Below are 8,849 nucleotides of genomic sequence, written 5' to 3' on the forward strand. Positions count from 1 at the left end.
CTGGATGAGCGCGACGCCACCACCGGGGACGATGCCCTCCTCGACGGCCGCCTTCGCGTTGCGCACGGCGTCCTCGATGCGGTGCTTGCGCTCCTTGAGCTCGACCTCGGTCGCGGCACCCGCCTTGATGACGGCGACGCCACCGGCGAGCTTGGCGAGGCGCTCCTGGAGCTTCTCGCGGTCGTAGTCGCTGTCGGTGTTGTCGATCTCGCGACGGATCTGGGTCACGCGACCCTCGATCTGAGCCGAGTCACCGGCACCCTCGACGATGGTGGTCTCGTCCTTGGTGATGATGACCTTGCGGGCGCGGCCGAGCAGGTCGGTCGTCGCGTTCTCGAGCTTGAGGCCCACCTCTTCGGTGATGACCTGGCCGCCGGTGAGGATCGCGATGTCCTGCAGCTGCGCCTTGCGACGGTCGCCGAAGCCGGGGGCCTTGACGGCGGCCGACTTGAAGATTCCGCGGATCTTGTTGAGCACGAGGGTCGCGAGAGCCTCACCCTCGACGTCCTCGGCGATGATGAGGAGCTCCTTGCCCTCCTGGATCACCTTGTCGACGATGGGCAGAAGGTCCTTGATGTTCGAGATCTTCTGGTTCGCGATCAGGATGTACGGGTCTTCGAAGACCGCTTCCTGGCGCTCGGGGTCGGTGACGAAGTAGGGGTTGATGTAACCCTTGTCGAAGCGCATGCCCTCGGTGAGCTCGAGCTCGGTGCCGAAGGTGTTCGACTCCTCGACGGTGACCACACCCTCCTTGCCGACCTTGTCGATCGCCTCGGCGATGAGTTCGCCGATGGTGGGGTCAGCGGCCGAGATCGAGGCGGTCGCAGCGATCTGCTCCTTGGACTCGACCTCCTTGGCGCTGGCGAGAAGCTCGTCGGTGATGGCCTTGACGGCCTTCTCGATGCCCTTCTTGAGCGAGATGGGGTCGGCGCCGGCGGCGACGTTGCGCAGGCCCTCCTTGACGAGCGCCTGAGCGAGCACGGTCGCGGTGGTGGTGCCGTCACCCGCGACGTCGTCGGTCTTCTTGGCGACCTCCTTGACGAGCTCCGCACCGATCTTCTCGTACGGGTCGTCGAGCTCGATCTCCTTGGCGATCGAGACGCCGTCGTTCGTGATCGTGGGGGCGCCCCACTTCTTCTCGAGCACGACGTTGCGACCGCGGGGGCCGAGCGTCACCTTGACGGCGTCGGCGAGGATGTTCAGGCCGCGCTCGAGGCCACGGCGGGCCTCTTCGTCGAAAGCGATGATCTTTGCCATAAGTGTGTCGTCCCTCCCGGACGTAGGCGTTTGGACTTAGCACTCAACTTGATCGAGTGCTAACCCATTCTGGCACTCGCCCCTGGAGAGTGCAAGCCGCCGTGCGCCGCCCCGTGGCGCGGCGTTCAGACGACGCCCACCGCCCCGCCGTATCCGGCCGGCACGAGCTCGACCCACGTGTTGCCCGGCGCCAGATAGATCGGCATGCCGTACGCGTTCGTGAGCGCGATCGGGGCCTCTCGCGACGGCTTGGTCCACGTCGCCTGCACGACCTTGCCGCCCGTCGCGATCCACGCGGTGCCCGAGCCCACCATGACGGTGCGCGGGATCTCGCCGTAGGCCCAGTCGATGTCCACCGAGACCACGACGACGTTCGTCGCTCCCAGCTGCGCCCCCGACGCGTCGAGATCGGCCACGCCGTTCTGTGCACGCAGATAACGCGTGGATGCCGCATCCCACCGCCACGAGCGGGTCTCGCGCGGCGAGAACGAGAGGTCGAAGCCCGCGGCCGGCGACCCGTACGCCGCCGCGGAGGCCGTCTGCGGCCGCGCGGAGTACGCGAACTGCTGCGCGGGCGGGGCGATGCCGGCATAGGCGGCCCGCAGCCGCTGCGCCTCGACGAGCACGTTGTGCGGGGCGGCTTTGGTCCGCGTGCGGAACATGTAGGCATCGTCGGCGCCGCCGTGGATGGCGTTGTGCACGTTCGTTGCGACCATCATGTCGACGAACCGCTGCTGACCGCCCGAGTAGGCGATGACCCCGCCGAACGGGCTCACGATGTCGGGATCCATGGGGCGGATGCTGCGCACCGGTCCGATCTGCTCCGGCACATCGGAGTACCACGCGGCCACGTACCTGGTCAGCCCCCCCTCGACCAGCTCCTCGAACACGATGTCGGCACGCTCGAGCCCCACCTGCGGGCGGGCGGCGGGATGGTTGTCGATCTTGGCGGTGAGGGCGGGACCGGTGATCGAGTCGGCGAGCACCTCGGTTCCCCGCAGCGGCGAGAGCGCCGTCGCGGGCGGCTCGGGCGTGGGGGTGGGGGTGGCCGTCTCGGAGGGCGTGGCGGTCGGGGTGGCTGCCGCGCTCGTGCGGTCTGCGACCGGTGCGCCCGCGCACCCGGCGAGCACGGCGGAGAGCGATATCGCCAGAGACGTCGCGGCGATGACGAAGCGGCGGCGGGGCGCGCGCGATGAGGTCGCGCGCCGGCGCGCGGTCGGGATCATGCGCGTCACACTAGGCGGCGGCGACGACCGAGACCGGTCGACACGGCGGCACGGGCGCGATGTGTCCTCCGCGAGGACCCGATCACGTCGGGGTCAGGCGACGACGCGGACGGACTCGGCCTGGGGGCCCTTCTGCCCCGAGCCGACCGTGAACTCCACGGCCTGTCCCTCTTCGAGCACGCGGAAACCCGTCATGTCGATGTTCGAGTAGTGGACGAAGACGTCCTGACCGCCGTCCGCCACGGTGATGAATCCGTAGCCCTTCTCGGCGTTGAACCACTTGACAGTGCCTTGGGCCATGCGTGTACTCCTGTGCTGCGGGGGGTGCGTCTGCGCCAGAATAACCAGCGCCGCGCGCCCTGAAACGCCGCTGGCGCCACTGTTGACATGCAGGCCGCGAACTCTTAACTCCGCGGAAACATCAGGGGCGGCATCCACCCCTCAGCGGGTGCGGATCACTCCTCGGGAGCGGGGGCCTCGGTCGCTCGATCGAGACCGATGACCACCGTCAGTTGCGTCGCCGCGGTGCCCGGCAGCGGGTACTCGGGGTCGAGGATGACCTCGGCCGCGCCGATCAGATCGGCCAGTCCGCGGGCGGCCGCTTCGGCCTCGGACGCGGCGTAGTAGACGGTCGTCGTGGCGAACTCGCGGTCTCCGGCGTTGCTGGCGATGACGTTCGAGTCCGCCCAGCCCTGCGCGACGAGTTCGTCCTTGAGCTGAGTGGCCAGACCGTCCTGCGGGGTGCCGTTGAGCACAAGCACCGAATAGGACGTATCGACCACGGGGGCGACGGTGGGTGTGGGTGCCACCGTCGGCACGGGCTCGGGGAACAGCACGATCCGGCCCTGCCCGAGGAGGGTGGCGAAGATGCCGGCCGCAACGAGCACGATCGTGGCGACCAGCGCCCAGAGGAAGACGACCCACCCGCGCACGCGAGGGTTCTCGGCGCGGTGCGCCCCGACCCGACCGGCGGACGGCGGCAGGTCGTCGAATCGGTCCTTCGGGGGCGTGGGCACCAGAGAATGCTACCGGCGGCGTCCCCGCGGCCCCGGCAGGGGGCGGGGCGCGTCAGGGCGAGGCCCGGCAGAGGTCGGGGCGCGTCAGCCCCGGAACTCGGCGGGAAGCGCCCGCTCCCGCGCGCGCCGGGTGCGCTCCTGCTGGTCGCGCAGTCGGCGCAGTCGCCGCACGAGCATCGGGTCGTGCGCGAGGGCGGCGGGCGAGTCGATGAGCCGGCCGAGCAGCTGGTAGTACCGGGCCGGGGCGAGCCCCAGGTCGGAGCGGATCGCCTGCTCCTTCGCGCCCGCGTGCCGCAGCCATTCGCCCTCGAACGCGAGGATCGCGCGCTCGTCGTCGGTGAGGGGCTCGGGCATGGCCCCACGCTAACCCGCGGCGCGCGACGAGCCGTTACGCCACTCCAGCCAGCCCCCGAGCGGGTCGCACGCGGCGAGCGCGTGCCCGTCCAGCCCGAGCACGAAGCCCGGCCACCTCGCCCCGTCCACCCCCTCCCCCGCACTCGCCTCGAGCCCCGGCGGGTCGAGCGAGACCCAGCGCGCGCCCACATCGCGGATCGCCGCCCGCATGCGCTGCCGGCCCGCGAAGGGCACGTGCGGGAGCACGCCGGGTGTCGAGACGACGAGTGTCGCCCCCGATGGGACCCGGGCGGCGAGGGCTTCGAGCGCCCCGGCATCCGTCGCATCGCCCGCGACGATCGTCGGTCGGTCGGCCGCGGCGACGTCAAGCGCCGCGGAGATGCGCGCCTCGCGGCCCGTCTCGCCCGGCCACACGAGCGTCGTCAGGAACGCCCGATCACTCGGATCCGCCGCGTTCAGGGGTGCCAGATCGATGCCCGCGCGCCAGACGATCTCGGGCAGATGCAGCGCGGGCACGCCGCGGCCCCGCACGCTGCTGTCCCGCACCTCGCACTCGAGCACGACAGAGGACCCACCCGAGGGGTCGAGATCGACCTCGGCCGCCCCGCGATACCGGTAGGCGTACCGGTCGGGCAGAAGGCACAGCCCGGCCGAGGCCCCCACCTCGATGAGGGCGATCGGCCCCTCGATCAGACTGAGCGCGGGCACGAGCGCCGCACAGCGCTGCGGCTCGTTCGTCTGCACCGAGCGTCGAGCGGCCTCGGCGACGAGCGCGTCCGCGTGACGCACGAGCCACTCCACGAACGGCACGCCCGGCAAGGGCCGCGCCCCCAGCATCCGCGCCACCGCGAACACGAGCGGCGGCTGGCGCCGGTTCGCGGGCAGCCGGTCGATCACGGCGCACGCCGACGCGGAGTCCGCCACCGCACGCGCCCATTCCTCGTAGACCGGCGAGCGGCCCGGCGCCTCGTCGCGGGCGAACCGCGCGTAGCGCGAAGCGGCATCGTGTGACGGCATCCCCCCATTCAATCCCGCGAACCGGGAACCGACCCGACAGATCCGGGGTTGAATAGAAGGCGAACAGGAGGAGACATGACCTACGCCGTCAACAAGAGCGACGCGCAGTGGCGTGAGCAGCTCGACGCCGACCGGTATGCCGTGCTGCGCCAGGCCGCGACCGAGCGCCCCTACACGGGCGAGCTGCTCGACGAGAGCCGCGCGGGCCTGTACACCTGCGCCGCGTGCAATGCAGAGCTGTTCCGGAGCGGCACCAAGTTCGACTCGGGTTGCGGGTGGCCGAGCTTCTACGAATCCGTCCGCCCCGAGGCGGTCGAGCTGATCGAGGACCGCACGCACGGGATGCTGCGCACCGAGGTGCGCTGCGCCACCTGCGGATCGCACCTCGGCCACGTGTTCCCCGACGGCTACGGCACGCCGACCGGCGACCGCTACTGCATGAACTCGCTTGCGCTCGGGTTCACCGCAGCCTCGTGACCGCTTTCGACGCCGTCCGCGCCCGTCGCTCCTGGTCGAAGGTGACCGCCGAGGCGCCCTCGCACGCCGAACTGCTCGAGCTCGTCTCGGCTGCGGGGCGCGTCGCCGACCACTCGGGCCTCACCCCCTGGCGCCTGATCGAGCTGCGCGGCGAAGACCGCGACACCCTCGGCCGCGCCATCGCCAAGGCCGAGGGCGACAAGGGCATCTCGAGCAAGCCGCTGCGCGCCCCTCTGCTGATCGCGGTCGTGGCGAGCCCCCGGAAGAGTGACAAGGTGCCGCGCTGGGAGCAGGAGGCCGTCGCCTCGGGCGTCGCCCACGTGCTGAGCCTGCTGCTCGACGAGGCGGGGTGGGGGGTCATCTGGCGCACGGGCCATTACACCCGCGCGAAAGCGGTCGCCAAGGCGCACGGGCTCAAGAAGAGCGAGGACCTGCTCGGCTGGCTCTATGTCGGCGGCAAACCCGACCGGCGCCGGGGCGGGTACCGGCGCGGCGTCGACGCGCGCCGTTTCGTCTCGCGGATGCCTCAGCCCTGACGCGACCGGCGGCGCCACGGGCGCGCCGCCACCACGACACCCAGTAGGGCGATCGCCGCGGCGACCGCCGCCGGCACGAGCGCGCCGCCTCCCTCCGGCGGATCGAGCGCGTCGAGCACGAGCGAGGTGGTCAGCAGGCCTACGACCGAACCCAGCCCGAGCAGCAGCACGCCCGTGTGGCGGACGAGGGCGGCAGAGAGGGCGATGTACACCACACCGGTCGCGCCGCCCAGCCACACCCAGGGATCGGCCGGTGGAGCCTCGGGCGGTCCGACGACCGCCACGCGCACCGCCGCCGCGATCACGAGCAGGAGCGTGCCGCCCGCGAAGTTCACGGCGGTCGCGACGATCGCCGAGTCGATCCGCTGGCGCAGGCGCCCGTTCGTACCTTGCTGCCACGCGATACCGGCGCCGGCGAGGAACGGCAGCACGAGCAGGGGCCACGGCACGCCCGCCGGAACTCCCGCCACCGCAACGGCCACGCCCGCGAGGGCCAGCGCCGCGCCGGCCGTGCGGCCGAGCGTCACCGCGACGGCGCCGCCAGGTCCGAAGCCGGCGCGATCGAGCACGAGCCCGCACACGGTCTGCCCCGCCACCACCCCGACCGTGAAGAGGGCGACGCCGAGCACACCGACGGTGAAGCCCTGGCTCGCGACCGTGAAGGCTCCGGCGGCGCCGCCGCACAGCATCCACCACGGCACCCCGCGCACGCGGATGCCGCGCACGAGCCGGCCGACTCCCGCGCGGCCCGCGGGCAGCACGGCGACGAGGACGAGCACGAGGGCGAGTCCCGACCCGAACGAGATCGCGGCGGCGACGAAGCCGTCATCCAGCGCGCGTCCGAGCGCGCCGTTCATGTGGGTCTGCACGGCGGTGAGCGCCCCCACCAGCACGGCGCCGCCCACGGCGACCGGAGCGGGAAGCCGTCGGTGCACCCGCGACCCCCTCATGCGTGCCGGCTACAGGACTTGAACCTGCAACCCCCTAATTACAAGTTAGGTGCGCTACCAATTGCGCCAAGCCGGCGGCGAAGCGCGTAATCACGCGGATTTCTGGTGATGCTGAGCAGTTAGGTGGCACTCGACCCCGCACAAACCCCGCACATTCATTTTCTCAACACCGAGTCTAGAGCGTCCGCAGCCCGCCGACCGCCGACCGTCTTCGACATGTAGACCGTCTGCGTGAGGGCCGGGTTCGTGTGCCCGAGGTACTCCGCGACGTCCCTCGCCGTGAGGCCGGCCTGATCGAGCGCGGTCGCGACGGTCTTGCGGAACGCGTGGAACGTGTAGCCCTCGGGCAGCTCGAGCCGCTCCCTCGCGGCCGCCCACTCCCGTGCAGCCGCTCGAGGGTTGCGCTCGCGGCCGAGGACGGTCGGGAAGACCACGGCATCGTCGTTCGGCCCGCCCCGCACACGGCGATCGCCGAGCATGCCCAGCAGCGCGGCCGGCACGGTGATGCGACGCTCCCCCGCGCTCGTCTTCGACTTCGTCACTCGCACGGTGCCGGCGGCGAGGTCGACGTCATCCCAGCGCAGCGCGCACGCCTCGCTGATCCGCACGCCCGTGCCGGCGATGAACACCAGCAGATCGACCATGTCGACCTCGACGAGGCGCTCATCGGCCGCGACCCGCTCGAGGATGCCGGCGAGCTCGTCGAGCGGCACCGCCACGGCACCCTGCCGGGTCGACTCGACCGCGGCGAGCTCGCGCACCGGGTTCGCTCTGACGGCGTCTGAGCGCGCGGCGAGGCCCATCATGCCCGACAGCACCGCCCGGGCCGTCTTCGCCGCCCCAGGGCCATTCTCGAGCGCGACGACGTCAAGGAATCGCTGCAAGCGATCCGGTGTCGCCTCAGCGATCGACAGGTCACCGATCCGCGGCCCGATCACCCGCTCGACGCTGTGCGTGTACGCCTCCACCGTCCGCGGCGCTCGCCCCGCCTTCGCCTGCAAGAACCGCTTGCCGAGATCCCGCAGCTTCGTCTCACGCCGCACCTCGACACCCGACGCCGACTGCAACGTCGTCAACGCCGCCCGCAATGACGTCGTCGCCTTCGCCTTCGTCGCCGCGAACCGCTCCACCTGCCGCAGCCGACCATCATCGAACCGATACCGTGTGCGCGCTCGCCACCGACCCGGCGAGATCTCGACGACGCTGATCGCGCCGTGACTACTCAGCGGGGTCCGCGGCCTGGCCATTTGCCGACTCGTCACGAACGGTCTTCTCCAACTCACTCCAACCATCGCGCCGCTTGCCTCTGTGCTTCTCGAAGTGCTCGGCGAACTCTTCGGCAAGCGGGATGCTCAGAAGCGACTGCGCCGCGGTCCGATAGCGCTCCATCGCCTCTCTGGTCTCAGCCTCAACCTCCCGCTCCCGCACACTCGCCGAAGCAGAGAGACGCTCGAAGGCCAACAGCTCAACCTCCATATCGGCCCAAGTAACCCCGGCAGTCTCAGCCAGCGCGAGGAGATCTCGTTCAACCTGCACCCCACGACCGATCAGGTCAAGATTCATGAGAGCGAATTGGGCCCTCTTATCGATGGACGTCATCAGGGCGAGCGGTCGATCTACCAAGCCCGCGATGGCCTCCGCTTCGCCCAGCCTCGCGGCGCGCTTGCCCTGCTCGATCCGGGAGATGGTCACCTGACTGACGTGCCGGAGCCCTCGATCGACAAGCCGAGACGCGAGCTCTCCCTGGCTCCAGCCACGAGCCTCTCGCACGCTCCGCAGAGCCCTAGCAAACGCTCGATCTTCGAGAGTCAGTAGATCACTCTCGTCCTTTTCCGCCACGCGGACTCCTCACGGCTTGACGTCGTAATACGTGATGCTAGAGTGTAGCAATCAGAGAGACGGCATAGCGTCATATGCCATGAGAGAGGACCACCGCATGCCCACGAAAGAGATCGCTCCCGCTTCAGACACCGCGCCGGAGCCGCCAGCTCCCGGCGCGGCGAATCTGCCTGAGAT

11 protein-coding genes and 1 tRNA gene are annotated in these 8,849 nt (G+C 70.6%); 2 read left to right on the forward strand and 10 right to left on the reverse strand.

The features are described from left to right. The 6 genes from groL to DI573_RS13170 all read right to left on the reverse strand — a co-directional run. Positions 1-1,257: chaperonin GroEL (gene groL, locus DI573_RS13145; RefSeq protein WP_292815140.1), on the reverse strand; the 1,257-nt coding region annotated here is incomplete at its 3' end. A gap of 125 nt (positions 1,258-1,382) precedes the next feature. Next, entirely contained in the window at positions 1,383-2,483 is a 1,101-nt protein-coding gene (locus DI573_RS13150; protein WP_292815142.1) for a DUF3048 domain-containing protein, read from the reverse strand. Between the two features lie 93 nt (positions 2,484-2,576). Further along, positions 2,577-2,783: a cold shock domain-containing protein gene (locus DI573_RS13155; protein ID WP_292815145.1), complete on the reverse strand. Its 207-nt coding sequence runs from the start codon at positions 2,781-2,783 to the stop codon at positions 2,577-2,579. A gap of 155 nt (positions 2,784-2,938) precedes the next feature. Then, positions 2,939-3,499 (reverse strand): LytR C-terminal domain-containing protein, encoded by a 561-nt coding sequence (locus DI573_RS13160; protein WP_292815148.1) that lies wholly within the window; start codon positions 3,497-3,499, stop codon positions 2,939-2,941. An 84-nt stretch (positions 3,500-3,583) separates the two neighbouring features. After that, a complete protein-coding gene (locus tag DI573_RS13165) occupies positions 3,584-3,853 on the reverse strand; it encodes a DUF3263 domain-containing protein (protein ID WP_292815150.1) in 270 nt (89 codons plus the stop codon). A 9-nt stretch (positions 3,854-3,862) separates the two neighbouring features. Beyond that, on the reverse strand, positions 3,863-4,870 hold the full coding sequence (locus tag DI573_RS13170) for a DUF2332 domain-containing protein (RefSeq protein ID WP_292815153.1): 1,008 nt from the start codon (positions 4,868-4,870) through the stop codon (positions 3,863-3,865). 75 nt (positions 4,871-4,945) lie between these two features. Between DI573_RS13170 and msrB the strand changes: the two genes are divergently transcribed. Both msrB and DI573_RS13180 read left to right on the forward strand, forming a co-directional pair. Further along, positions 4,946-5,347: a peptide-methionine (R)-S-oxide reductase MsrB gene (gene msrB, locus DI573_RS13175; protein WP_292815155.1), complete on the forward strand. Its 402-nt coding sequence runs from the start codon at positions 4,946-4,948 to the stop codon at positions 5,345-5,347. Next, on the forward strand, positions 5,344-5,883 hold the full coding sequence (locus DI573_RS13180) for a nitroreductase family protein (RefSeq protein ID WP_292815158.1): 540 nt from the start codon (positions 5,344-5,346) through the stop codon (positions 5,881-5,883). Before msrB ends, DI573_RS13180 begins: the two co-directional genes overlap by 4 nt. On the opposite strand, the gene DI573_RS13185 is transcribed toward DI573_RS13180, so the two are convergent. From DI573_RS13185 to DI573_RS13200, 4 genes are all read right to left on the reverse strand, one after another. After that, positions 5,874-6,833 (reverse strand): DMT family transporter, encoded by a 960-nt coding sequence (locus DI573_RS13185; protein ID WP_292815161.1) that lies wholly within the window; start codon positions 6,831-6,833, stop codon positions 5,874-5,876. The two genes, DI573_RS13180 and DI573_RS13185, sit on opposite strands and share 10 nt — an antisense overlap. Positions 6,834-6,836: 3 nt before the next feature. Next, positions 6,837-6,909 (reverse strand) — tRNA-Thr (locus tag DI573_RS13190). A 79-nt stretch (positions 6,910-6,988) separates the two neighbouring features. Further along, the gene (locus tag DI573_RS13195) at positions 6,989-8,080 is read right to left on the reverse strand and encodes a site-specific integrase (RefSeq protein ID WP_292815164.1); all 1,092 of its coding nucleotides are present in this window, start codon (positions 8,078-8,080) and stop codon (positions 6,989-6,991) included. Beyond that, positions 8,052-8,672 carry a helix-turn-helix transcriptional regulator gene (locus DI573_RS13200; protein WP_292815167.1) on the reverse strand — a complete coding sequence of 207 codons (621 nt, stop codon included), beginning with the start codon at positions 8,670-8,672 and terminating at the stop codon, positions 8,052-8,054. The genes DI573_RS13195 and DI573_RS13200 overlap by 29 nt, the downstream gene beginning before the upstream one ends. Positions 8,673-8,849 lie beyond the last annotated feature (177 nt).

Origin of the sequence: Microbacterium sp. (genome assembly GCF_003248605.1) — a bacterium.
Lineage (GTDB): Bacteria > Actinomycetota > Actinomycetes > Actinomycetales > Microbacteriaceae > Microbacterium.

Excerpts from the sequence above, each read along its gene's own strand:
- DI573_RS13150 (WP_292815142.1), bottom strand. The coding sequence starts at position 2,483 with ATGATCCCGACCGCGCGCCGGCGCGCGACCTCATCGCGCGCGCCCCGC.
- DI573_RS13155 (WP_292815145.1), bottom strand. The coding sequence starts at position 2,783 with ATGGCCCAAGGCACTGTCAAGTGGTTCAACGCCGAGAAGGGCTACGGA.
- DI573_RS13165 (WP_292815150.1), bottom strand. The coding sequence starts at position 3,853 with ATGCCCGAGCCCCTCACCGACGACGAGCGCGCGATCCTCGCGTTCGAG.
- DI573_RS13170 (WP_292815153.1), bottom strand. The coding sequence starts at position 4,870 with ATGCCGTCACACGATGCCGCTTCGCGCTACGCGCGGTTCGCCCGCGAC.
- msrB (WP_292815155.1), top strand. The coding sequence starts at position 4,946 with ATGACCTACGCCGTCAACAAGAGCGACGCGCAGTGGCGTGAGCAGCTC.
- DI573_RS13185 (WP_292815161.1), bottom strand. The coding sequence starts at position 6,833 with ATGAGGGGGTCGCGGGTGCACCGACGGCTTCCCGCTCCGGTCGCCGTG.
- DI573_RS13195 (WP_292815164.1), bottom strand. The coding sequence starts at position 8,080 with ATGGCCAGGCCGCGGACCCCGCTGAGTAGTCACGGCGCGATCAGCGTC.